Source organism: uncultured Sphingomonas sp., assembly GCF_964244265.1.
Taxonomy (GTDB): domain Bacteria; phylum Pseudomonadota; class Alphaproteobacteria; order Sphingomonadales; family Sphingomonadaceae; genus Sphingomonas.
Genome location: NZ_CAXTHV010000004.1, coordinates 30,331 through 54,309 on the forward strand (window position 1 = coordinate 30,331; position 23,979 = coordinate 54,309).

Below are 23,979 nucleotides of genomic sequence, written 5' to 3' on the forward strand. Positions count from 1 at the left end.
TTCAGTCTGAAACGTCGCCGGACGGAAAGATCGCCCCGACATGGGCGTGCCCTCGCACGTCGGCGAGACGGGTCTGGCGATGACGCTCGGCGTATCTGGTCCGCTGCTCCTCGCTGCGGTCGGCGTGGCAGGCCGGGCAGCTGACCCCCTCGCGGTACAGCGGCGACGCGCGATCGCGTGCGCCGACGGGCATCCGGCAGGCGTGGCAGAGATCGTGGCTGCCGGGCGCGAGCGCATGGCCCACGGCCACGCGCTGATCGAATACGAAGCACTCGCCCTGCCAGCGGCTCTGCTCGACCGGGATCGCTTCGAGATAGCCCAGGATGCCGCCCTTGAGGTGGTAGACCTCGTCCAGCCCCTGCGCCTTCAGGAAGGCGGTCGCCTTTTCGCAGCGGATGCCGCCGGTGCAGAACATCGCGATCCGCGGCCGCCGATCGCCCGCGAGGAGGTCGTCCTTGCGCGCGAGAAACCAGGCCGGGAAGTCGCGGAAGCTCCGGGTGCCGGGATCGATGGCGCCGGCGAAGCTGCCGATCGCTACCTCATAATCGTTGCGCGTATCGATCAGGATCGTATCGCGCCGGTCGATCAGCGCATTCCAGTCCTTCGGCTCGACATACTGGCCGGCATGGGTCGCCGGATCGATGCCGGGTTGCCCCATCGTAACGATCTCGCGCTTGATGCGCACCTTCATGCGGTGGAACGGCATCGTCTCGGCGCGGCTCTCGCTGATGTCCAGCGTGGCGCAACCGGGCAGCGCGCGGATATGCGCGAGGATGTGGTCGATCGCGGCGTCGGTGCCCGCGATCGTGCCGTTGATCCCCTCGCGCGCGAGCAGCAACGTGCCGCACACTCCGCCGGCGCGGCAAGCGGCCGCCAGCGGGGCACGCAACGCGTCGCAGTTCGCGAACGTCGTGAAGCGATAAAGGGCGACGACCCGGATCGGAGGATCGGTGACGGTCACGTCAGCATCGGTGGGTTCGATGTCTCGCGGCAAGGCTATCTTGTAGTCGACGTCCAATCGGCTGTCGATTGATGGGCCATGGTGCTTCCAACCGGAGATGGGCTGACATCGCCGCGGCCCTCGTTGGCTGACGCGCGACCGGGTGAGTCGCGCGCCGGGGAGGTGGCCGGAGCCGGTGCTTCATCAACCCTCCTTTTCTGTCCCAAGTCGGGAAAAAAGGAGCTCGAATCCGCCGATCGCCAGCGCGGCATAGTACAAACGGCTGATGCGGAGCGATCCCGGCCAACCGTAAACAAAAGGTTAAGGCGGCACGGGTTCGCGACTCCTCCGGGGTCCGCGACGCGGGGCGCCCGTGGGTCATAGGGGACTTTCGTCATGCGTTACCTTTCCAGCGTTCGCAGCCTCGCGCTTGCCAGCACCGCCTTCTCGCTGATCGCGGCCACCGTCGCGACGCCCGCCGCCGCCGCGGTCTGCACCTGGAACGGCGGCGCGGGGGACTGGGGCAGCGCGGGCGGCTGGGATTGCGGCGTGCCGGGCGCGGGCGACGACGCCCGGATCGACGGCGGCAAGGGGATCAGCTCGGTCGTCAGCGTCACCGACGATCGCACGATCAGCACGATCGTGCTCGACAGCGGCGACAGGATCAACATCGCCGGGGGCACGCTTCGCATCGGCGGCGGCTCGTTCACGAACAATGGTGCGGTGACGATCGGCAACGGCTCGACCCTGCTCGTCCAGTCCACGGCCCTGGCGATCACCGGCACGGGGACGATCACGCTGACTGATACCGGCGGCGGCGCGACCTTCTATTCCCAGAACGGTGTGCAGATGACGATCGGCGGCGGCCAGAGCGTCGTCGGTGCCGGCAATATCGGCGCCAATCAGGGGGTCATCACCAACAACGGCACGATCACCGCGAACGGCACGGGCACCGGCCTGCTGACGCTCGACGCGCAGGGCGGCAACGGCGGCATCGGTGCCGGCAATGGCGTCGGCGGCAACACCAACGCGGCCTTTTACAACACGGGGCTGCTCCAGGCGATCGGCGGCGCGATCCTGACGTTCGCCCAGGGCTTCTACGAGAATAGCGCCAGCGGATCGATCCAGGCGAGCGGCGGCGGCTCGACCGTGCACCTCAACGACGACGTCCGCATCGCCAATGGCAGCCTGAGCTCCAGCGGCGGCGGCAAGATCGAGGCGACGAGCGGCAACCAATATCTCCAGGGCGTGACACTCACCGGCGGCTCCGCCCTCAACATCACCAACGATACGGTTCATCTTGACGGCGCGCTGACCAACAACGGCACGATCACGATCGGGACCGGCGGCATCGTACAGGGCGAAGCATCGTCCGTCGCCATCGGTGGCGCCGGCACGATCCGCCTCGCCGACGGCAGCGCGACGCTCTACAACAGCAACGGCACGGCGATGACGATCGGCAGCGGCCAGACGGTGGTCGGCACGGGCAACATCGGTGCCAATCAGGGCGTCCTCACCAACAACGGCACGATCAACGCCACCGGCCTGCTGACGCTCGACGCGCAGGGCGGCAATGGCGGCATCGGCTCGGCTAACGGCGTCGGCACCAACACCAGCAGCGCCTTTCTCAACACCGGGCTGATCGAGGCGACCGGCGGCGCGACGCTGACCTTCGCGCAGGGGCTGTACGAGAACAGCGGCGCGGGCTCGATCCAGGCGCTCGGCGGCTCGACCATCCACCTCAACGACGACGTTCGCATCCTCAACGGGCCGCTGACCGCGAGTGCGGGCAGCATGTTCGAGGCGAACAGCGGCAACCAGTATCTCCAGGACGTGGCGCTGACCAACGGCACGACGTTCAACGTGACCAACGACACGCTGCACATCGATGGCACCCTGACCAACAACGGCACGGTCACGCTCGGCGCCGGCGGCACGCTGCTGGGCGAGACCACGACCAGCGCGATCGCCGGCACCGGCACGATCGCGCTGGCATCCACCGCCGCAGGCACCGCCACGCTCTACAATTACAACGGCACGGCGATGACGATCGGCAGCGGCCAGACGGTGGTCGGATCGGGTAATGTCGGCATCAACCAGGGCGTGGTCACCAACAACGGCACGATCAACGCCAACGGATCGGGCACCGGCCTGCTGACGCTCGACGCGCAGGGCGGCAATGGCGGCATCGGCACGGGCAACGGCGTCGGCACCAATACCAACACCGCCTTCCTCAACACGGGGCTGATCGAGGCGACCGGCGGCGCGACGCTGACCTTCGCGCAGGGGCTGTACGAGAACAGCGGCGCGGGCTCGATCCAGGCGCTCGGCGGCTCGACCATCCACCTCAACGACGACGTTCGCATCCTCAACGGGCCGCTGACCGCGAGTGCGGGCAGCATGTTCGAGGCGAACAGCGGCAACCAGTATCTCCAGGACGTGGCGCTGACCAACGGCACGACGTTCAACGTGACCAACGACACGCTGCACATCGATGGCACCCTGACCAACAACGGCACGGTCACGCTCGGCGCCGGCGGCACGCTGCTGGGCGAGACCACGACCAGCGCGATCGCCGGCACCGGCACGATCGCGCTGGCATCCACCGCCGCAGGCACCGCCACGCTCTACAATTACAACGGCACGGCGATGACGATCGGCAGCGGCCAGACGGTGGTCGGATCGGGTAATGTCGGCATCAACCAGGGCGTGGTCACCAACAACGGCACGATCAACGCCAACGGATCGGGCACCGGCCTGCTGACGCTCGACGCGCAGGGCGGCAATGGCGGCATCGGCACGGGCAACGGCGTCGGCACCAATACCAACACCGCCTTCCTCAACACGGGGCTGATCGAGGCGACCGGCGGCGCGACGCTGACCTTCGCGCAGGGGCTGTACGAGAACAGCGGCGCGGGCTCGATCCAGGCGCTCGGCGGCTCGACCATCCACCTCGACAACGACGTCCGCATCCTCAACGGGCCGCTGACGTCGGACGCGGGCTCGAAGTTCGAGGCGAACAGCGGCAACCAGTATCTCCAGAACGTGACGCTGACCAACGGCACCACGTTCAACGTGACCAACGACAATCTGCGCATCGACAACATGCTGACCAACAACGGCACGATCACCCTCGGCGCCAACGCCACGCTACTCGGCGAGACCACGACGAGCACGCTCGGCGGCAACGGGACCGTGGTCCTGGCCGATGCCGGGGCGACCTTCTACAATTACAACGGCACGACGATGACGATCGGCAGCGGCCAGATCGTGCGCGGCACGGGCAGCATCGGCGCGAACCAGGGGGTGATCGAGAATGACGGCAACATCCTGGCCGATGGCGCTATCACGATCGATGCGCAGGGCGGCTCCGGCGGTATCGGCGCGGGCAACGGCCTCGGCACGGGGGGCAACGTCGCCTTCCTGAACAACGGCCAGGTTCAGGCGAACAACGGCGGCGCGACGCTGACCCTCGCGCAGGGTTCTTACGAGAATACCGCGCTCGGTGCATTCTCGGCGGGGACCGGCAGCACGTTCGAGATGGCGAACGACGCCAGCCTCGTGAATCTCGAGAGTGGCGGTGTGCTCGACAAGGGCTTCTACGGCTCGTTCACGACCGGCGCCGCGAGCACGCTCGATCTGCGGTCGAACGCGACCAATTCGATCGTGACGATCGGCACCAATCACGCCGGAAGCGACACGACCGTGTTCCTGTCGGGCGCCAATTCAGTGCTCGAGGTCACGCCGCTCAGCGGCGGCACGCCCACGACCATCGACAGTTCGCTGCAGCAGGTGGCCCAGTCGGGCGTGCTGGTACTGGCGAACGGCCGGACCTTTACCGCCAGCAACGGCGCCTTCTCCAATGCCGGCGAGATCCGCCTCCAGGACGGCACGTTCAGCGCACCGGCGGGCCTGACCAACAGCGGTCTCATCGACGGGCACGGCACGGTCGGGACGCCGATCACCAATTCCGGCACGATCGTCGCCGATGGCGGGACGTTGAACTCGCAGGCGATCACCGGCGTCGCCGGTCCCCAGGGGGCGCTGGGCACGATCCAGTCCAACGCCGGCGGCACGCTGAACCTGGCCGGCGCGGCGGGCGGCTCGACCGCGGCTTTCCTCACCAACAACGGCAATCTGGCGCTGGGCGCCAACAACGTGCTGGTCACCACCGATTACCAGAACGCCAACTTCGGCTCGGGCAACGCCTTCAACGCCCATGCCGACGTGACCGGCAGCGGCCTGATCCTGGCGGTGAGCGCGACGCAGACGCTGTCAGGCGCGGGGCTCAGCGGCAACACGCTCAACGTCGGCAACGTCCGGCTCGGCGGGACCAGCTCCACCACGCTGACCATCACCAACAACGGCACCGCCACGACACTGCGCGGGGCGGTCGAAAGCGCGCCGACCAACACCGTCAGCGTGTCTAGCTCGAACTTCGTCGTTGCCGCGAATGGCGGCAGCACGAACGTGACCTTGTCCTATACCGGCACCACCGCCGGGTCGCTGGCGGGCCAGAGTATCGTCGTCGCGAACAATTTCGACAACGTCGCCGACCAGACGCTCAACCTGTCGGGCGCGGCCTACAATGCGGCATCGGCCAGCATCGCGCCGAACCCGGTCAATCTCGGTGCGACGCGCGTCGGCGGCACCCTGGCGGGCAACGTCACGATCACGAACACCGCCCCGGTGAGCGCCTATTCCGAAAAGCTGGCGGTCACGAGCGCGACGGGCGCGGATGGCGCGAGCTCGACGTCGACGCCCGGCCTCATCAATCCGGGCGCCAGCGCGACGGCCGGCGTGGCGCTCAGCACCGCCACGGCGGGAACGCTCAGCGGGACGGTGACCTATGGTCTGGCGACCGACGGCACGGGCACTAGCGGCCTCGCGCAGGCGGCGCTCGCCAGCCAGACGGTCACGGTCAACGGCAAGGTCTATGCCGTCGCCGTGGCGCAACTCGCCACGACCAACGTCAATTTTGGCGCGGTGCGCGCGGGATCGGCGGCGCCGACGGCCAGCGTCGCCGTCACCAATGCGGCGACCGGCGCACTGACCGACTCGCTGAACACCAGCATCGCCTCGCTGCCGGCCAATGTGACGGGTTCCGCGCCCGGCGCGCTCGGCAGCGGCCAGTCGGGCAACCTAACGTTCGCCGAGAATACGGCCACCGCCGGCGTCTATTCGGGCAACGGCACGATCGGCTTCACCTCGACCGATCCCGATCTGGCGCCGCTGACGCTCGCCTCGCAGCAGATCGCCTTCAGCGGGACGGTCACCCAGATCGCGATCGCCAATCTGTTCAAGGCAAGCGGCGCCGGCACGTTGACCGGCAGTGGGACAAGCTACCTGCTCGATCTCGGCACGATCATGAGCGGCGTGGGGTCGACCACGACGGATTTCGGCATCCTCAACAATATCGCCAACATGAGCTTCGACGAGACGCTCGGCGGGATGTTCTCGAACAGCGGGGGCACCGGCTATACATTCACGGGCATGAGCTTCGCCAACCTGAGCGGCGGCAGCAGCGACACCGGCAACTTCCTCAACTTCAACTATTCCGGGCTCGGCGATGGCACGTATGTCGATACGCTGACGTTCAACGGCTACAGCCATTACGCCGGGCTGAGCGATCTGACCCTGGCACCGATCACGATCAACATCCGCGCCCAGGTCACCGGCGCGGTCACCCCCCCCACCCCCTCCGTGCCGGAGCCGGCGACATGGTCGATGATGGTGCTCGGCTTCGGCCTGGTCGGCTTCGGCATCCGGCGGGCGAAGCGGCAAAAGGGTGGATTGGCTTTCGCGCGCTGAGTGATAACATGTCCGCTCGCGTCGCTGGGCGCAGGATCGCTGGACCATCAGCAACGAGAGGGGCCGTTCGGTCATGACCGCACACATCGAGCCGCCGTTGAACCGGGCGCAGTTGATCGCGGGCGCACTGGCCCTCGTGTTGTCGATCGTCACCGTCGGGTTCGCGATCGCCAATACGTCGCTGCAGCAAGCGGCCGCCGCCGGTCAGGCCAAGGCCGCGAGCGCCCAGACCGCCGCCAACGTCAATGCGTCGCTGATCCGGATGCTCGCCAAGAGCGCGGCCGAGAACAACGATGCCGCGATAAAGGCGTTGCTGGCGCAGAACGGGATCACGTTCAAGGAAACGCCGGGCGCGACGCCGCCCGCATCTCCCGCCCCGGCCAAGACGAATTGAGGTAGATGGAATGAGCATTCGGACTCCAGGCCTTGGCGTGCTGCTCGGGCTGGTCGCCCTCTGCATCCTGCTCGGCGCCAATCTCACTCAGGTGTTCGCGACGCACAGCAGCCTCGAGCAGGTGATACAGCGGCAGAAGGAGGGCGAGCCCACGATCGCGAAGGTCGACGCGCAGCTGGACGCGCTGGCTAGCGGTACGCAGCGCCTCGCGGCGGGCGGCAACGCCAATGCCGCCAAGATCATCACCGCGCTCGCGGAAAACGGGATTCAGGTGAAGTCGTCGCACTAGCAGGCACGTCCACGGCCGCTCGACGAAGCTATTCGGCACCCGGCGGACTGTTTTGTTTAATGACGCGATAGCGTGAGGGCGAGAGCCGATCTTGCGCGAACCGGCACCTGCCTGCTCGCGCGACACGCCATCGATACCATTCCCTACTTGATAAATATCATCTATTTGCACTATATCGGCAGCCGGGGGGCGGAACCTTTGTACATTGCGCTTGCGACCGTACGGGCAAAGGTAATCGTCGCGCCGTCGCGGTCGTGAACCGCCCGCCGCGATGAGCGAAGATCATCTGACGAGCCTGATCGGCCAGATCTACGACGCGGCCTTCGACCCGGATCTGTGGGTGCGGGTCATGGAGATGCTCGCGCGCGAGCTGTCGGCCGAGGCCGCCTGCATGACGACGCTGGACATCTTCACGGGCGAGGGCGGGGGATACACGGCACTCGTCCCCGACGACACGATGGCCATCTACACGTCGCGATGGGCCCAGAACAATCCGCTTCACGATGTGGGTGACCCGCTCCTGTATGTTGCCGCCTGGCAGCCCGCGACGATCCGGTACGAAGACTGGGTCCAGCGCGAGACATTGCACCGCACCGCCTATTTCAACGAGTTCCTTCGATCGATCGCCTCGGAAAACGGCATCATGATGGGCCTGACGCTGATCGGCACGACCACCACGACAATGAATTTCGCGCGGCCTCTCCATCGCGACATCTTCAACGACCATGAAATCGCGCACGCCCGTCGCTGGCAAACGCATCTCGGGCGCTCGGTGCGGCTCGGGCGGCAGGTACAGATCAGCCAGGCCGCATTGGACGCGGTGGACCAGCTGGTCGCGACCACGCCGCACCGGCTGTTTTTCACCGACGTCCACGGCCGCATCCAGCGAATGAGCCCGCTCGCCGAAGCCATGCTGGGCGCCGGCGCGGCGCTCCGCAGCGTGAACGGCGTTCTCACCGCGACCCTCCCGGACGAGGACGCGGCGTTGCGGCGCCTGATCGCGCAGGCGGGCAGCCGCGACCCGGCCACGGCCGCGGGCGGTGCGATGCGATTGCGGGGTACCGGCGGAGCGTCCTACGGACTCGACGTCGCTCCCCTGGGGCCGCGCAGCAGCGCGACCTGGTCGACCGAGCCGATCATTCTGATCACCGTCGCGTCCGGCCCCGCGCCCGCGTTGCCGACCGAGTTGAGACTCCGGCGGCGCTTCGGGCTGACTCCGGCCGAGACGCGCGTGGCGCTGGCGATCGCGCAGGGCGGCACCCTGCGCGAGGTCGCCGACGGTGCTGCAATCTCGATCCATACCGTGCGCGCGCAGCTCGGCACGATCTTCGCCAAGACGGGCTGCCGCCGCCAGGCCGATCTGATTCGAACGTTGCTGGCTTTCGATCAAGACAAGATCTAGCCATACCACGGTGCTCGGCGGTTGAGGCCAGGGGTTCAGCCGCGCAGGAAGGGGCTGCCGACTGTCAGACAACCGCCCCCGGCCAGCCGGCGCTATCCCAACTCAGTTCGGCGAGGCGGAGTGTCGGTCGCGCGGCATGGGCGACATCATAGGCGTGATAAACCACGAGTGTCCGCTGCCCATCCTGAAACAGGCCGCAATGGCCGGGGCCGCGCCAGTTGGTCGATCCCCACGGCCGCTCGGCGATGACGGCGGTGCCATAGCCCTCCATCATCGGCTTGCCGTCGCGACCGACATAGGAGCCGGTGATCGATCGCGCTCGCCCGACCGCCACGTAATAGTTGCTCTGTTCCTTCTTGCAGCAATAGTCGTAGCTGGCGCGGCGTCGTGCGGGTCGCTACCTTGCGGTTGTTGCGTGAGGGGATGCAGGCGGTGATCTTGCGATCTGCCAGGGCGGCGCGGAATCAGTCGGCGTCATGGCCCCTGTTGCCGAGCATGACCTTCGAAGCTTCATGCGTGTGCGACGGCGGGGGCCGACCGTTCGAGATGAGTTCAGGCCGCCTCTGGTGCATCCGATACGTCGGGGAACAGCCCCTCTGCCGCCGAGCGGAGGGCAACACGCCAAGCCGGCTCCAGCGGATGAAGCGGTTGTAGATCGTCTTGGGCGTACCGTACTCCGCCGGCGCTTCCCGCCACCGCAGACCGTTCCTGATTACGAAGATGGTTGCAAGCAAGCCCACTTACCAATTGGTGCATGTGGTCTGACAGCTCTTGAGGCCGGTCGCTCACGCCTGATGTATTGCTTTAGTTACGCAGTAACTGTCGAAACCCTCAGTGCCGCCCTCCGAACCGAACCCCGACTGCTTGACCCCGCCGAATGGCGCGTCGGCGACCGAGATCGCGAAGGTGTTGATGCCCACCATTCCCGCCTCGATGGCGTCGCCGAGCCGGTTGGCGCGGCGGCCGTTCTCGGTAAAGGCGAAGGCGGCGAGGCCGTAGGGCAGGCGGTTCGCCTGTTCGATCGCCTCTTCCATCGTCTCGAACGACCGCGTCACCGCCACCGGCCCGAACGGCTCGTTGGACATGATGTCGGCGTCGAGCGGCACGTCGGCGAGCAGCGTCGGCTGGAAGAAATAGCCATGGTCACCGCGCTCGCCGCCGGCCAGCGCGCGGGCGCCCTTCGCGGTCGCATCGTTGACCAGCGCCGCGATCGCGTCGGGACGGCGGCGGTTGGCGAGCGGGCCCATCCGCGTGGCCTCGTCCATGCCGTCGCCGATCGGCAGCTTCGCCGTACGCTCGGCGAACCCCTTGAGGAACGCGTCGTAAATCGGCGCTTCGACATAGAAGCGCGTCGGCGCCACGCAGACCTGGCCCGCGTTCCTGAACTTCTGCGGCACCACCATGTCGAGCGTCTTGTCGAGGTCGCAGTCGGCGAAGATCAGCACCGGCGCGTGGCCGCCCAACTCCATCGTCGTGCGCTTGACGCCCTCGGCGGCGAGCTTGAGCAGGTGCTTGCCGACCGGAACCGAGCCGGTGAAGCTGACCTTGCGGATGACGGACGAGGCAATGAGATGGCGGCTGACCTGATCGGGCACGCCGAACACGAGCTGCGCAACATCGGCGGGGAGGCCGGCGTCGAGCAGGCAGCGGAAGAAGGCGCTGGTGCAGGCGGGCGTTTCTTCCGGCGGCTTGGCGATCACCGAGCATCCCGCCGCGAGCGCGGGCGCGAGCTTCTTGGCAAGGAGATAGACGGGGAAGTTCCAGGGTGAGAGCGCCGCCACCGGTCCGACCGGTTGCCGGATGACGATCGAGCGCTGCCCGGTCGGGCGCACCAGCACGCGGCCATAGGCGCGCTGCGCTTCCTCGGCGTACCAGTCGAACATCTGCGCCGCGCCGAACACCTCCGCCTTCGCCTCGGCCAGGATCTTGCCCTGCTCGCGTGTCAGCAGCCGGCCGATCGCGTCGGCGCGCTCGCGCATCAGCGCGGCGGCGGCATGGAGGATGGCGGCGCGCTGCTGCACGTCGGTGGCGCGCCACAGTATGAAGCCACGATCCGCGGCGGCGAGCGCGGCGTCGAGATCGGCGGGGGTCGCGAACGGCACTTCCGCGATCGTCTCGCCGGTCGCGGGGTTGAACACAGGCCCCGTGTCGCGGCCTTCGCCCGACGTCCAGGCGCCGTCGACGAAGAGCTGGAGGTCGGCATGGTCATCAGTCATGGCAAAGATCCTTCGCGACGGCCGCGACAAGGGCCGCTCCTTAGGCGAGACGGGGGCGTTCGCAAAAACAGGCGACCTGCGGGCCGGTCACGCGGCGGCGTCGGCAGACCATTTCGCGGTGCGCGCGGCCTCGGACAGATAGCGCGTCGACGACCAGCCGCCGTCGACGACGATCGTCTGCCCGTTGATGAGCTCGGCGCCAGGCGAGCAAAGAAAGGCGATCGTGCTGGCGACGTCCTCCACCGTGGCCAGGCGGGGATAGGGTGTCATGTGGTTGTTCATCCGCTTGAACACCTCGTCCTCGAACCTGTCCTCCGTCATCGGCGTATTGACGACCCCGGGCGCGACGGCGTTGCAGCGGATGCCCTGCGGGCCGTATTGTACCGCCATGTGGGTGGTCAGACCCAGCAGCCCTGCCTTAGCGGCCGAATAGGCGCCGCCGCGGATGCCGCCGACCACCGCATAGGTGGAGCTGATATTGATGACCGCCGAGCCCGGCCGCATGTGCGGCAGCGCCTCGCGGATCAGGCGAAAGGGCGCGCGCAGCATGAGGCCAAGGACATAATCAAGCGTGGCGTCGTCGGTCTCGTGCACCGGCTTGGGCTTGCCGATGCCGGCATTGTTGACGAGGACGTCGACGCGACCCCAGCGCTCTACCGCGGCCGCGACGATGCGGCGCGGCGCATCGTCTTCGGTCAGGTCGACGGCTAGCGTCGCGAGCCGCTCGGAGTCGGGCAGCGATGCGGCGAGCGTCGCCAGCTTGGCCTCGTCGCGACCGACGCCGAGGATCGCCATGCCGGCGGCGGCGAACTTCGCCGCGGTGCCTAGGCCGATGCCGCTGCCGGCGCCAGTAATGATCGCTACCTGCATCCCGTCAGTCTCCTTCGTCCGGTCGTGACGCCGCAACCCGCAGCGTCGCCGCCTCCACCCCGCCGCCGAGCGCCGCGATCAACTGCGCACGCTTGAGGAACAGATGCGGATCCGCCTCGGCGCTGAAGCCGATGCCGCCGTGAATCTGGATGTTGAGGCCGGCATTGCCGATCGCGGCGTCGGCGGCGACCAGAAACGCGCTTTCGGTCTGATGCGCGACGCCGGCGCGACCGCCGTCGATCGCCACCGCGGCAAAGGTGGTGAGGTCAAGCGCGGCGCGCGCGGCGATGGCCATGTTCGCGCAATGATGCTTGATCGCCTGAAAGCTGCCGATCGGGCGGCCGAACTGCTCGCGGGTCTTCGCATAGTCGACCGCCATGTCGAGCGTCGCCGCGGCGATGCCGGTCAGCGCAGCGGCGTCCAGCAGACGCAGCAGGCGCAGCGCCGCGACATCGAGCGCCTGGATCGGTGTCGCGATCGCGCCGCGCATCAGCCGCACGCCCCAAACCTGATCGTCGATCACGCTTGCCGTTTCGGACAGCGGCGACAGTGCCGCGCCATCCTCGCCGCGGACCAGCCGCAGCGTCGCGCCGGGCTCGTCGATCCAGACCTCGCGATCGAAGGCGGCGGCGACCGGCGTTGGCGTGCCCCGGAGCACCGTCGCGCCGGCCATCGTCGCGAACACCGCAGGCGATGCGAGCCGGCGGCCGAGCTCGATCGCGATCAACGCGGTCTCCACGGCGCCGAGCCCGCTCCCGCCCGCCGCCTCGTCTCGCGCCGCGGCGAGGATGCCCAGCGCCTCCAGTTCGTGCCAGACCGCCGCCGTCTCACCCGGCTCGCCGCCATGAAGGCGGGCGATCGGCAGCAGCGCGCGCAACGGCGCTTCGATCTCGGCACCCAGCGAGCGCTGCTCCTCGCGCGGTTGATATTGCAACGCTGCCCTCATCGCGGCCCTTCCCTAAACCCGTCAACCGCTAGGCGTGGGGGGCGGGGGCGTATTGACCCCGCGAGACGGACGAACGGCTCCGCGCGACAGGACGGCGCGCGCTACTTCGCCTGGCGCTGCTCGGCATAGCGGCGGCGAAGCTGGAGCGGCGACGCCTCAAACCACCGGTAGCAGCTGCGCGACAGGACCGACGTCTCGGCGTAGCCGAGCTTCTCCGCAACGCGCGTCAACGGCATCTCGCCCTGCATCAGACAGCGCAGCGCGACTTCGCGGCGAACCTCGTCCTTGATCTGTTCGAACGACAGCCCCTCGGACCGCAGGCGGCGCTGGAGCGTGCGCGGGTGCATGCAGAGCTGCGACGCGACGCGCTCGTTGGTGCATTCCGTACTGCCCAGGTGACGCAGGATCATTCCGCGCACGCGAGTATGGACGGGCGGCGCCTCGCGCGGAAAGCGCTGGTCGATGAAGCTGGTGGCCATTTCGTATACCTGCTCGTCCGGATCGGCGATCTCGCACAGCAGATCCGTCTCGGTCAGCGTGATGCCGTCCGCCGGCTGGCCGAACAGCACCTCGCACCCGAAATGCTCGCGATAGACCCGCAACGGCAGCAGCGGGTCGTGGCGGAACGAGACCTGGCGCGCCCGGGCCCGGCCGCCGGTGATGCCCGATATGTTGTGGTTGGCGAGCGAGAGCGCGTGTTCGGCGACCTGCGTGGTATCGGCGACCTGGTCGAGCAACAGCTCCAACGCGATGAACAGGGTATGGTTGAGCCGGTCGGGACGGAAGCGCACCTTGGTCGCGAGGCTGTAGGCGTGAATATGCCTGGCGCAGTAGCCGATCGCCTGACCGACCGTCTTGGAGTTCTTCATCACGACGCCGATCGGCCCGATCACCCTGCCGCCGCGCTGGCGCTCGGCAAGGCGGAGGCCGAAATCGGCGACGTCGGTCCGCGCAGCCGTGCGTGCCAGCAATGCAACAAAGGCGCGGTATTCCAGCGCCGAGTCGGGACGGCCCGCCATCGCCGGGTCGATCTTTGACTCGCGCAACAGGTCGTCGGCGGAGAAGCCGAGGTCGGCGACCAGATCGGGATAGAAGCGAAGCGCATCGGCATGAACGATGTCGAAGCTGACGTCCTCGCCGCCGGGCCGGTCGAGTACTGCCGCCATAAGCGCCTGGGTCACGTCCATTCTCTCCTCGCGCGCCGCGCTTGCCAGCCTCGGTCGGCGAACGAAGGGTAAACCCCTGCCGCGGGCTGTGCAAGCGATCCTACCGGCGGTAGCCGGTGCCGGTCGCCCTCTGCGGCGCGGTTGTCGCGCGCAATCAAGACCGCATCGCCGCGGTGGCGTAGGACAGCGTCATGGGAGAGGGCGCGCGGACAGTGACGATGGGCGGTGACACAGTGGTGATGACCGGTCCGTCGGCCGCGGGCCGGCGTCTAATTGCAGGCAGGCACGTCCGCTGGGACGATGCACGCGCGTGTGCCGCCTATGCCGACGGCTGGTGGACCAGCGAGACGCTAGCCGACGCGCTCGACCGGGCGACGCGCGACACGCCCGAGCGCATCGTCCTGATCGACGGCGCGGTGCGGATCGACTGCCGCACGCTGCATCGCGATGCGGCCGCGCTGGCGGCGGCGATGCTGGCGCGGATCGAGCCGGGCAGCGTTGTGTCCTTCATGCTGCCCAACTGGCACGAGGCGGCGACGATCTATCTCGCTGCGACGCTGGCCGGGATGGTCGCGCATCCCATCCTGCCGGTGCTGCGCGAGACCGACCTCGCGTTCATGCTGCCTGACGTGCGCAGCCGGATGATCTTCGTGCCTGCCACGTTTCGCGGCCGCGATTTCCCCGCGATGGTCGAGCGGGCCTGCGCCGGCGTCGCCGATCCGCCGCTGCTAGTCGCCGTGCGCGGCGAGGGAGGGGTGGGGCTCGCCTATGAGGCGCTCGTCGCGGCGACAAATCCGTCGGCGCCGCCCGCGCTCGAGGCCGACGCGGTGCGGATGATCCTCTACACGTCGGGCACGACTGGCGTTCCCAAGGGCGTGATGCACAGCCACAATTCGCTGCACGCGCTGGCCCGGCAGCTCGGCGAGCACTGGCTGATCGAGCCGGGCGACACCTTCCTGGTGCCGTCGCCGATCAGCCACATCGGTGGGTCGATCTACGCTTTCGAGCTGCCGCTGCTGTGCGGCACCGCAGCGGTGCTGATGGACCGCTGGGACCCCGACGCGGCGGTGGCGCTGATCGGCGAGCACCGCTGCACGCACATGGCGGGCGCCACCCCCTTCCTGGAGCAACTGCTCGCGGCGGCGCAGGCGGCGGGCGACCGGCTCGCCTCGCTCAAGCTGTTTATCTGCGGCGGGGCAGCGGTGCCGCCGACGCTGGTCCAAGCGGCGACGGGCTGGTTCGCGCGCGCCGTGGTCACGCGCGTCTACGGCTCGACCGAGGTGCCGGTCATCACCGTCGGGACGATCGACCGTACCGACCCCGAACATGCCGCCGAGACCGACGGCCGCCGGGGTATCGCCGAGGTGCGGCTGACGAGCCACCACGCTGCGGTCGAGGCGAACGCCGGTGAAGTGCATGCGCGCGGTCCCCAGATGCTGGTCGGCTATGTTCACGCGGAAGACGAAGCGTCCGTTTTCGACGCGGACGGCTTCTATCGCACCGGTGATCTCGGCCGCTGGATCGACGACGACTTCCTGGTCATTACGGGCCGTGCCAAGGACATCATCATCCGCAACGGCGAGAACATCTCGCCTAAGGAGATCGAAGACCTGCTCGCCGGTCACCCCGGCGTGGCCGAGATCGCGGTCGTCGGCGTGCCCGATCCGCGCACCGGCGAGCGCGCCTGCGCGGTGGTGGTCGCATCGGCGCGCGACTTCGACCCGGCGTCGGTCGTCGTGTTCCTAAAGGGCCTGGGTGTGGCGGGCTTCAAGCTGCCCGAGCAGGTCGTCGTCTGGGACTCACTGCCGCGCAACGCCGCGGGCAAGGTGCTGAAACACGAAATCCGGGCGACGCTGACGATGGGGGGGGATTGATGGAGTTCGGCTGGAATCCAGAGGAGCAGGCGCACCGCACTAGCATCCGCGCGCTACTCGCCGAGACGCTGCCCCCCAACTGGGAGGAAGTCTCGGTACATGGCCCTGGCAGCGACGCGCAGACCGCCTATTCGAAGCAATTCTGCGCGCTGCTCGCCGAACGCGGCCTACTGATCCCGCATTGGCCGGCGGCGCATGGCGGCGAGGATGCCCCCGTCTGGCACCAATTCATCCTTGGCGAGGAGATGTGGGCGGCGGGCGAGCCGCGCGGCGCGCAATATATGAACGTCAACTGGGTCGGCCCCGTGCTGATGCGCTTCGGCTCGCCGGCGCAGCTCGAGAAGCACCTGCCGCCTGTGCGCCGCGGCGAGTCTATCTGGTGCCAGGGCTTCTCCGAACCCTCGGCGGGATCGGACCTGGCGGCGCTGCGCACGACGGCAACCCCCGTCGAGGGCGGGTATCGGGTATCTGGCGCGAAGATCTGGACGTCCTATGCGGGCAAGGCCGATACCTGCTTCCTGCTCGCGCGCATCCCTGCCGGGGCGGGCGGCGCGAGCGGCAAGGCGGCGATCGTCATCCTGCTGACCGACATGCGCTCGGAGGGCATCCAGGTGAAGCCGATCCCTTCGCTGATCGGCGAGGGCGACATCCACGAGGTGTTCTTCGACGAAGTCTTCGTGCCGGCCGCCGATCGGCTGGGCGCGGAGGGCCAGGCGTGGGAGATCATCAATTTCGCGCTCCAGAACGAGCGCGTCGGCATCGCCCGCTACGAGTTCTCCGCCCGCACGCTCGACCGCGCGGTGGCGCGGCTGAAAGCAGAGAAACGTTGGGACGACCCAGTGATCCGCGATCGTGCCGCGCGCGCGCTGATGCTGTGCGAGGCGGCGCGGATGCTCGTCTATCGCGTTGTCGACGGGAAAGCGCGCGACCTGCCGCCGGACGCCTTCGCCAGCGTCGCGCGCTGGGCGGTAGTCCAGGCGGACAATGGCGTGAACGACTTCATGACCGAATTCCTGCCCGACGGACTGCTCGGCGCCGATCCGGTGCAGCAGGCGCATCATCAACGTGCGATCGCGGCCGGTATCGCGTCCGGCGCCGCCGAGATCCAGCTCAACCTGATCGCGCGACGCTGGTTGGGATTGCCAGGGGAGCCGGCACGGTTATGAACTTTGACCTCAACGACGATCAGTCAAGCATCCTCACGGGGCTCGATCAACTCTTGGCCCAGACCGCTCAGCCCGGGCTCCAGCACGCGGTGACGCATATATATTCGGCCGCACTGGACGAGACGCTGGCCGCGGCGGGCTATCTCGACATCGCGCGCGAGGCAGGTTTCAACGCGCTCGACGCCGCGCTCGTCGTGGAGCGGGTGGCACGCCAGGCGCAGCTAGTCGAGGCCGGCGCCTCCGCGCTGGTCGCACCCCTGCTGCCCATCGACGCAGGGACACGCCCAATCGCGATGCTGCGCGGCCCGCTGACCGGCGCGGCGCGCTTCCTGCCGGTCGCCCGGCTGCTGATCGTTGATCATGGCGATCACATAATGCTGCTCCCGATCGATGCGGGGCAGGTCGAGCCCGTCGAGACGCTCCTCGCCTACCCCTATGGCCGGCTGGCCCACGTCGATACGGATTGCGGAACGCGGTTCGAGGACGTCGCCGCCATCCGCCGGCGCTGGCGGATCGCGCTTGCGGCCGAGGCGGCGGGGTGCATGGCGGCGGCGCTGGCGGCGGTGATCGACCACGTCACCACGCGCTTCGCGTTCGGCCGGCCGCTGGGGTCGTTCCAGGCGATCCATCACCGGCTCGCCCAGGCGGCGGAAACGGCCGAGTCCACCCGCTGGCTGGCATTGCGCGCCGCCTGGTCGGACAATGCCGCGGACGCGGCGCTGGCCGCAGGGTTCGCGCAGATGCGGATCGCGCCTTTCACCTACGATCTCCACCAATTCTCGGGCGCGATGGGGCTGACGCTCGAATTCCCGCTGCACCTTTGGACCTATCGCCTGCGGGCGCTGGCGAGCGAGCTGGGCGGGGCGAGCGGACAGGCGGCGGAGCTTGCGCGACTGCGCTGGGGCGAGGCGGCGTGAGCGAGGATATCGACGGCTTCCGCGCCCGCGCCCGAGCCTGGCTCGCGGCGAACGTCCCCGACGACCTGCCGCCGCCCGACGGGCCGGCGTCGCGTGCCTTCGCCTTGGCGTGGCAGCAGCGGCAGGCGGAGGGCGGCTGGGCGGGGCTCGCCTGGCCGCAGCGCGTCGGCGGGCAAGGGCTGTCGGTGCTCGAACAGATCGTCTGGTATGAGGAATATGCGCGCGCGGGCGCGCCGTCGTCGCTGAACTCGCTGTTCGTGGCGCTGCATCATGCCGGCCCGACGCTGATCGCCTGCGGGACGCCCGCGCAGCAGGCGTTTCACCTACCGCGCATCCTGGCAGGCAAGTCGATCTGGTGCCAGGGCTTCTCTGAACCCGGTGCCGGGTCCGACCTCGCGGCGATCCGCACCCGCGGCCGGATCGATGGCGACGTGCTGGTCGTCGACGGGCAGAAGATCTGGTCGAGCTTCGCCGACACCGCCGACTGGCAGGAGCTGCTGGTCCGCACCGATCCCGACGCGCGCACGGCGGCGGCGCTGACCTGGGTGATCTGTCCGATGGACCTGCCCGGCATCACCGTGCGGCCGATCAGGACGATGGCGGGGGTGAACAAGTTCTGCGAGGTGTTCTACGATAATGTCCGCGTGCCCCTCGACAACGTCGTCGGCGGCGTCGGCAATGGCTGGGCCACGGCGATGTCGACGCTGGCGTTCGAGCGCGGCACCGCCAGCCTGGGTATCCTCATCGCCCTGACGCTGCAGGTGGACGCGATGATGGCGGACTGTTCCGCGACGCGCCCGGTGATGACGGCAAGGCTGGCGCGTTTGAGCGCTGAAGGCGCCGCGATCCGGGCGATGGCCTATCGGGTCGCGCTCGACGCCGAACAGGCGGTCCCCGACGCCGGCGCGTCGCTGGTCAGGCTCGCCTTCGCGGAGTTCGGGAAGAAGGTCCAGGCGGCGGCCGTCGACCTCTACGGCGTCGCGTCGCCACAGGTGCTGGGGCCGCACGGGCGCGGTCACGACTATCTCGACGCGTTTTCGGAGACGATCGCCGGCGGCACCGCCGAGATCCAGCGCAACATCATCGGCGAGCGCGTGCTCGGCCTCCCCAAGGGGCCGCGCTGACGCTCAGGGGGCGATGCGGGCGTTGGGATCCACGGTCCAGACCGGGGCGCGTTCCTCCTCGAATGCGCGCGGCCCCTCGACGAAGTCGGGGTGCGCCCATTGCGACTTGAGCAGCTCCCAGCCGTAGACCGGCGCGGCCGGATCGGGCAGCTCGGTCGTCGCCCAGATCGCCCGCTTGGTCAGCGCCATCGCCTGTGGCGAGTTCGCCGCCATGGTGCGCGCCAGCGCCATCGCTCTCGTCAGCACGTCGGCGGCGCTATCCTCCAGCAGATCGACGATCCCCAGCATCCAGGCGCGCTCGGCCGACAGGCGATAGTCGCGGCCCGCCAATCCCATCAACAGCGCGGCGCCGACCCCGGCACGCCGCGCGATCCCTTGCGATTCCAGCGCCGAGACCTGACCGACGGAAACATGGCTGTCCATGAACGCGGCGTCGCGACAAGCGATGACGACATCGCTGTCCGCGACGAAGTGCAGGCCGCCGGCGTTGACCAGCCCGTTGACCGCGCAGATCACCGGCTTGCTCACCCGCGCCATGCGCGGGGAGAAGCGGTTCGCCTGTTCATAGGGCTGGTTCTGGAGGCCGCCCATGCCCAGCCGCAGCGCCTGGACCTCCGCGCCGGTGCAGAAATGCCGGGTCCCCGCGCCGGTAACGATCGCGACCCGGATCGCGCCGTCATGCTCGACCCGCTCCCACGCTGCTTCCAGCGCGAGCAGCAGGTCGGGGCTGAGCGAATTGCCGCGTTTCGGCCGATCGAGCGTGAGCACGGCGACGGGGCCGTCCGTCTCGAACCGTAGCGGCGCGGCCTCGGCGGAGCCAGACATTGAGGAGGGCATGGTCATCTCCCTTCAGATCGAACGGCGGATATCGCCCGCCAGCGAGCGGCCGGCGAGCTGGAACGAGATGCCCGACAACGCCATCGTGACCGCCATCGAGCACAGCGCATAGCGCAGCGATAGCGCGCCGAACCGCGGCGTCAGCAGGTCGCTGAGCCAGCCGACGACCAATGGACCGACGGACGAACCGACGATCGTCAGGCAGAACAGCAGCACCGCCGACGCCGTCGCGCGGATGCGATCGGGGACGAGCGACTGCACCGCCGCGAAGGTCGGAGCGAAATAGAGCAGCCCCATCATGTAGCTCGTGGCGAGCAGCGCGGTCGCGACGTTGAGATCGGGTGCCAGCCACGCGCCGACGCCGAGCGGCAGCGACACCCACTGGCCGATCGCCGGCAGGTACTGGCGCCACGCCTCGTCGCGGCGGGCCAGCCGATCGGCGAGCACGCCGCCGACAAATGTACCGATCAGCCCGCCGACGCCGAATACGATTCCCATCCGCAATCCGGCCTGCGAGGCGGTAAGGCCGTGGACGCGCATCAGAAAGGCGGGCGCGAAAACGTTGATGGCGTAGCTGCCACTGGAATAGAACGCGCTGCCCGCGGCCATGTACCGGAACGACCGGAGTGCGAAGAGCCGGTGCAGGGTTGCGCCGAACCCGGGTGGCGCGACGCTGCCGGCGACTTCGGTTCCGGGAAGTTTCGGCAGGATCAGCCACGCGAGGAGCGCGAGCCCCAGGCCGGGCAGGCCAACGACGAAAAAGGCGGTACGCCAGTCCGCGACATCGTTGATCCATCCGCCGAGAATGAGCCCCAACGTACTGCCGATCGGCACGCCGATGGAGAACAGCGCAAGCGCCAATGCCCGGCGCCGGGGGGCGATGATGCGCACGATCAGCGCGTGCGCGCTCGGGGTGCAGCCGGCCTCGCTCGCAGCCACGCCGATCCGGCCGAACACCAGCTGCGTGAAGGTCTGCGCGAGCCCGGAGAGCGCGGTCATCCCGCTCCACGTCGCCAGCGACAGCACCAGCACCCAGCGCGGGCTCCAGCGATCGGCGGCGTGCGCCAGCGGCAGCGCCGCGACCGAATAGACAATCGCGAACGTCAGCCCCGCCATCAGCCCGATCTGCGCATCGGACAGCAGGAGGTCCTTCTTGATCGACCCGATCAGGATAAAGGGCAGCTGCCGATCGACGAAGTTGACGATGTTGACGAGCAGCAACATGCCGACCATCAGCCCGCCCCGGCCCGCCAGCGGATAGGCTGCAGGCGGATCGTCGGCGATGTCGATGCGCGCGAGTACGGGCGTTGCGCCTGTGGCCGGCACGTCCATCGGTCGCATCTCCTCCCCGCCTCGCCGCCGCTTCAGCGCCTCGTGCGTCGGCCGGACGCTAGGCCGCCAGGCGGAGGCAGGCCACGACACATGGTTGACGCTAGGCGACTTGCCCGCGCGGCGTTGGTCTGCCCGTCGATCCACGACGCGAGGTCACTGGCGGCGCGACGCCCGCCATCAGCGCATCCACCAGCGCGCGTGCCATGTCCGGTGCAGCCTGGCGCCGCACGCTTTCGAGCAGCACCTGAGCTTTGTTGCCGAGATGGTGATAAATGACCGGCCTGGTCACGCCGAGACTGGCCGCGACATCCTCCAGCGAGGTCGCGTGAAAAGCCGCGCTCGTTGGACAGGCGCACCGCCGCGTGGAGCAGCGCATCGCGCTTCTCGGCCCGATCCGCGGATGTCGAGCGCACGGATCGGAACGGTGAGGCGTGTGGGCGCGGTAGCGTGGCGATGGTCATCTGCCAGCCTTGACACTCGTCCATGGCGAGACTTACCGAAAGGTAGGTATATTCCGGCCGGTACGCAAACTGCCGGACCGTGTGGGCATAACGGAGAGCGCATGGACAGCAAGGATCGGGCGGCGATCGTGACGGGCGGCGCGTCGGGTCTGGGGGCGGCGACCGCAACGGCGCTGGCGAAGTCGGGCTCCAAGGTCGCGATCTTCGACCTCAACGAGGAGATCGGGCGGGCGACCGCCGCGTCGTTCGGCGGCACGTATCACCGCGTCGACGTCGCCGACGAGGCGAGCGTCCTGGCGGCGCTCGACGACGCGGCGGCGGTGCACGGGCCGGCGCGGATCCTCGTCAACTGCGCCGGAATCGCGCCCGCGATCCGGATCGTCGACAAGCATGGCGCGGCGCATCCGCTGGCGATCTATCGCAAGACGATCGAGGTGAATCTGATCGGCACGTTCAACATGATCGCGCAGTTCGCGTCGCGGCTGATCGCCGCGGGCGTCGATGGCGAGGAGGCAGGGGTGGTGGTCAACACCGCCTCGGTCGCGGCCTATGACGGGCAGGTCGGGCAGGCCGCCTATGCGTCGTCGAAGGGCGGTGTCGTCGGGCTGACGCTGCCGGCGGCGCGCGACCTGTCACAGCATCGCATCCGCGTGGTCACGATCGCTCCGGGCATCTTTCTCACGCCGATGCTGATGGGGTTGCCGCAGGCAGCGCAGGACTCGCTCGGCCAGCAGGTGCCGCATCCCAGCCGGCTCGGCCGGCCGGAGGAATATGCCCGGTTGGTCGAGGCGATCGTCGCCAACCCCATGCTGAACGGCGAGGTGATCCGCCTGGACGGCGCGATCCGCATGGCGCCGCGCTGATGCGGGTGCCCGCCGGCGTTCGCTCAGCGGGGCACCGGCGTGAGCAGCGCCTCGCCGGCGAAATGGCGGCGCAGATTTTCCGTCAGCAGGGCCTGCGCCCCGGCGGTGCTCGCGCTTGCGGCGCCGCCGAGGTGCGGCGACAGGACGGCCGTTTCGATCCCCGCCCATCGCGCGGGATCGGTCGGCTCGGGATCGAACACGTCGAGCCCGACGCCGGCGAGGCGCCCCTCGCGCAGTGCCGAGACCAGGGCCGGCTCGTCGACCACGAAACCGCGAGACACGTTGACCAGATAGCCTGCCGGCCCGAGCGCGGCGAGCACCGCGGCGTCGATCAGCCCCCGCGTCCCCTCGTCGCCGCGCGCCGCGACGACGAGCACGTCGCTGGTTCGGGCGAGCTCGATCAGGCTGGCGGCGCGCGGCCAGCGCGCGTCGGACCTGACGGTCGGCCCCCACCAGGCGATCGCACCGCCGAATGGCGCGAGCCGCTCGGCGACGGCGGTGCCGATCGCGCCGAGCCCGACGATGCCGTAGCGCAGGTCGCGCAGCGACGGCGTCATCGGCAGCGGCACCAGCCCCCGCCAGCCGCCCGCGCGGATCAGGCGGTCGCCGGCGGCAAGGCCGCGCACCGCCGCGATCACCAGGCCGACCGCGACGTCGGCGACGTCGAGATGGTTGATTCCGGGGCCGTGGGTCACCGCGATGCCGCGTTGCAGGCAGCGTTCGGTTTCGGCCATCGCGTATCCCGCGCCGAAAAAGGCGAGCAGTTCCAGCGCGGGGAAGCGATCGAGGTCCGCAGGCAAGGGCAGCGTGCTCACCGTCACGATCGCGCGCACCGAGGCGGCGCGCTCCGCGAGGAAGGCGGCCGGATCGGCGAGGTCCGGCCAGACGACCACGTCGCACACCCGCGCCGCCGCTGTGCCGGCGCCGATCGCGTCCGGGACCGTGACGAGCGCCAGTGGCCGGTCCTCCGCCCTCATGTGCCTCCGCCCGTCGCCGCGATTGGCGGATCATAGTCAACCGCAAGGAGAAGGATCAATGGCCACCCATTATTTCGTCGTGCTGACCCGCGCCGTGCCCGGGCAGGAGGAGGCGTTCCACCGCTGGTATGACGAACAGCACCTCGACGACTGTCTGCGTCTTCCGGGGGTGCGATCGGCGCGGCGGTTCCGGATCGACCGCGAGGCCGATGCGCCGGCGGGAACGGTGCCGTTCGACTCGCTGGCGCTGTACGAGATCGAGAGCGACGATCCGGCCGCGGTCGTCCGCCGCATCGGCGAGATCGCCGGCAGCGAGGCGATGCCGCTGAGCGAGGCGTTCGACCGCTCCGCCACACTGCGCGCGTTGGCGGTCGCCGCCGGCGCCCGGCCGTAG

The 23,979-nt window shown here is 68.8% G+C and carries 20 protein-coding genes and 1 pseudogene; 10 read left to right on the plus strand and 11 right to left on the minus strand.

Features of this window, described 5'->3' with window-relative positions; all coding sequences use genetic code 11:
* Position 1: 1 nt before the first annotated feature.
* A complete protein-coding gene (locus tag ACFE7K_RS02480) occupies positions 2-961 on the minus strand; it encodes a rhodanese-related sulfurtransferase (protein ID WP_375396576.1) in 960 nt (319 codons plus the stop codon).
* Positions 962-1,336: 375 nt separating this feature from the next.
* Here ACFE7K_RS02480 and ACFE7K_RS02485 point away from each other — a divergent pair, with 375 nt between their 5' ends.
* From ACFE7K_RS02485 to ACFE7K_RS02500, 4 genes are all read left to right on the plus strand, one after another.
* Positions 1,337-6,751: a choice-of-anchor D domain-containing protein gene (locus ACFE7K_RS02485; protein ID WP_375396577.1), complete on the plus strand. Its 5,415-nt coding sequence runs from the start codon at positions 1,337-1,339 to the stop codon at positions 6,749-6,751.
* Positions 6,752-6,824: 73 nt separating this feature from the next.
* On the plus strand, positions 6,825-7,145 hold the full coding sequence (locus tag ACFE7K_RS02490) for a hypothetical protein (protein WP_375396578.1): 321 nt from the start codon (positions 6,825-6,827) through the stop codon (positions 7,143-7,145).
* Positions 7,146-7,182: 37 nt separating this feature from the next.
* The gene (locus ACFE7K_RS02495; protein WP_375396579.1) at positions 7,183-7,434 is read left to right on the plus strand and encodes a hypothetical protein; all 252 of its coding nucleotides are present in this window, start codon (positions 7,183-7,185) and stop codon (positions 7,432-7,434) included.
* Between the two features lie 271 nt (positions 7,435-7,705).
* Positions 7,706-8,836 carry a helix-turn-helix transcriptional regulator gene (locus tag ACFE7K_RS02500; RefSeq protein WP_375396580.1) on the plus strand — a complete coding sequence of 377 codons (1,131 nt, stop codon included), beginning with the start codon at positions 7,706-7,708 and terminating at the stop codon, positions 8,834-8,836.
* A gap of 64 nt (positions 8,837-8,900) precedes the next feature.
* On the opposite strand, the pseudogene ACFE7K_RS02505 reads toward ACFE7K_RS02500, so the two are convergent.
* From ACFE7K_RS02505 to ACFE7K_RS02530, 6 genes and pseudogenes are all read right to left on the minus strand, one after another.
* Positions 8,901-9,185, minus strand: a pseudogene (locus tag ACFE7K_RS02505) (family 43 glycosylhydrolase); the annotation flags it as partial.
* A 115-nt stretch (positions 9,186-9,300) separates the two neighbouring features.
* Positions 9,301-9,576: a transposase gene (locus ACFE7K_RS02510; RefSeq protein ID WP_375396581.1), complete on the minus strand. Its 276-nt coding sequence runs from the start codon at positions 9,574-9,576 to the stop codon at positions 9,301-9,303.
* A 45-nt stretch (positions 9,577-9,621) separates the two neighbouring features.
* Positions 9,622-11,052 (minus strand): NAD-dependent succinate-semialdehyde dehydrogenase, encoded by a 1,431-nt coding sequence (locus tag ACFE7K_RS02515; protein WP_375396582.1) that lies wholly within the window; start codon positions 11,050-11,052, stop codon positions 9,622-9,624.
* Positions 11,053-11,139: 87 nt separating this feature from the next.
* A complete protein-coding gene (locus ACFE7K_RS02520; protein ID WP_375396583.1) occupies positions 11,140-11,922 on the minus strand; it encodes an SDR family NAD(P)-dependent oxidoreductase in 783 nt (260 codons plus the stop codon).
* 4 nt (positions 11,923-11,926) lie between these two features.
* Entirely contained in the window at positions 11,927-12,868 is a 942-nt protein-coding gene (locus tag ACFE7K_RS02525; protein ID WP_375396584.1) for an acyl-CoA dehydrogenase family protein, read from the minus strand.
* A gap of 101 nt (positions 12,869-12,969) precedes the next feature.
* A complete protein-coding gene (locus tag ACFE7K_RS02530; protein WP_375396585.1) occupies positions 12,970-14,049 on the minus strand; it encodes an AraC family transcriptional regulator ligand-binding domain-containing protein in 1,080 nt (359 codons plus the stop codon).
* A 203-nt stretch (positions 14,050-14,252) separates the two neighbouring features.
* Between ACFE7K_RS02530 and ACFE7K_RS02535 the strand changes: the two genes are divergently transcribed.
* Genes ACFE7K_RS02535 through ACFE7K_RS02550 form a run of 4 tightly spaced genes read left to right on the plus strand, consistent with a single transcriptional unit; the run spans position 14,253 to position 19,115 of the window.
* Positions 14,253-15,908, plus strand: coding sequence for an AMP-binding protein (locus tag ACFE7K_RS02535; RefSeq protein ID WP_375396586.1), 1,656 nt, complete (start codon positions 14,253-14,255; stop codon positions 15,906-15,908).
* Complete coding sequence (locus ACFE7K_RS02540; protein ID WP_375396587.1) at positions 15,908-17,074, plus strand: acyl-CoA dehydrogenase family protein; 1,167 nt, start codon at positions 15,908-15,910, stop codon at positions 17,072-17,074. Before ACFE7K_RS02535 ends, ACFE7K_RS02540 begins: the two co-directional genes overlap by 1 nt.
* On the plus strand, positions 17,071-17,991 hold the full coding sequence (locus tag ACFE7K_RS02545) for an acyl-CoA dehydrogenase family protein (RefSeq protein ID WP_375396588.1): 921 nt from the start codon (positions 17,071-17,073) through the stop codon (positions 17,989-17,991). The genes ACFE7K_RS02540 and ACFE7K_RS02545 overlap by 4 nt, the downstream gene beginning before the upstream one ends.
* The gene (locus ACFE7K_RS02550) at positions 17,988-19,115 is read left to right on the plus strand and encodes an acyl-CoA dehydrogenase family protein (RefSeq protein WP_375396589.1); all 1,128 of its coding nucleotides are present in this window, start codon (positions 17,988-17,990) and stop codon (positions 19,113-19,115) included. Before ACFE7K_RS02545 ends, ACFE7K_RS02550 begins: the two co-directional genes overlap by 4 nt.
* A 3-nt stretch (positions 19,116-19,118) precedes the next feature.
* On the opposite strand, the gene ACFE7K_RS02555 is transcribed toward ACFE7K_RS02550, so the two are convergent.
* The 3 genes from ACFE7K_RS02555 to ACFE7K_RS02565 form a co-directional block, all read right to left on the minus strand.
* Positions 19,119-19,940: an enoyl-CoA hydratase/isomerase family protein gene (locus tag ACFE7K_RS02555; protein WP_375396590.1), complete on the minus strand. Its 822-nt coding sequence runs from the start codon at positions 19,938-19,940 to the stop codon at positions 19,119-19,121.
* A 24-nt stretch (positions 19,941-19,964) separates the two neighbouring features.
* Entirely contained in the window at positions 19,965-21,284 is a 1,320-nt protein-coding gene (locus ACFE7K_RS02560) for a spinster family MFS transporter (RefSeq protein WP_375396591.1), read from the minus strand.
* A gap of 100 nt (positions 21,285-21,384) precedes the next feature.
* On the minus strand, positions 21,385-21,573 hold the full coding sequence (locus tag ACFE7K_RS02565; protein ID WP_375396592.1) for a hypothetical protein: 189 nt from the start codon (positions 21,571-21,573) through the stop codon (positions 21,385-21,387).
* A gap of 273 nt (positions 21,574-21,846) precedes the next feature.
* Between ACFE7K_RS02565 and ACFE7K_RS02570 the strand changes: the two genes are divergently transcribed.
* The gene (locus ACFE7K_RS02570; protein ID WP_375396593.1) at positions 21,847-22,608 is read left to right on the plus strand and encodes an SDR family NAD(P)-dependent oxidoreductase; all 762 of its coding nucleotides are present in this window, start codon (positions 21,847-21,849) and stop codon (positions 22,606-22,608) included.
* 23 nt (positions 22,609-22,631) lie between these two features.
* Here the strand turns inward: ACFE7K_RS02570 and ACFE7K_RS02575 are convergent, their stop codons facing one another.
* On the minus strand, positions 22,632-23,585 hold the full coding sequence (locus ACFE7K_RS02575; protein ID WP_375396594.1) for an NAD(P)-dependent oxidoreductase: 954 nt from the start codon (positions 23,583-23,585) through the stop codon (positions 22,632-22,634).
* 58 nt (positions 23,586-23,643) lie between these two features.
* Here ACFE7K_RS02575 and ACFE7K_RS02580 point away from each other — a divergent pair, with 58 nt between their 5' ends.
* Positions 23,644-23,979: a hypothetical protein gene (locus tag ACFE7K_RS02580; RefSeq protein WP_375396595.1), complete on the plus strand. Its 336-nt coding sequence runs from the start codon at positions 23,644-23,646 to the stop codon at positions 23,977-23,979.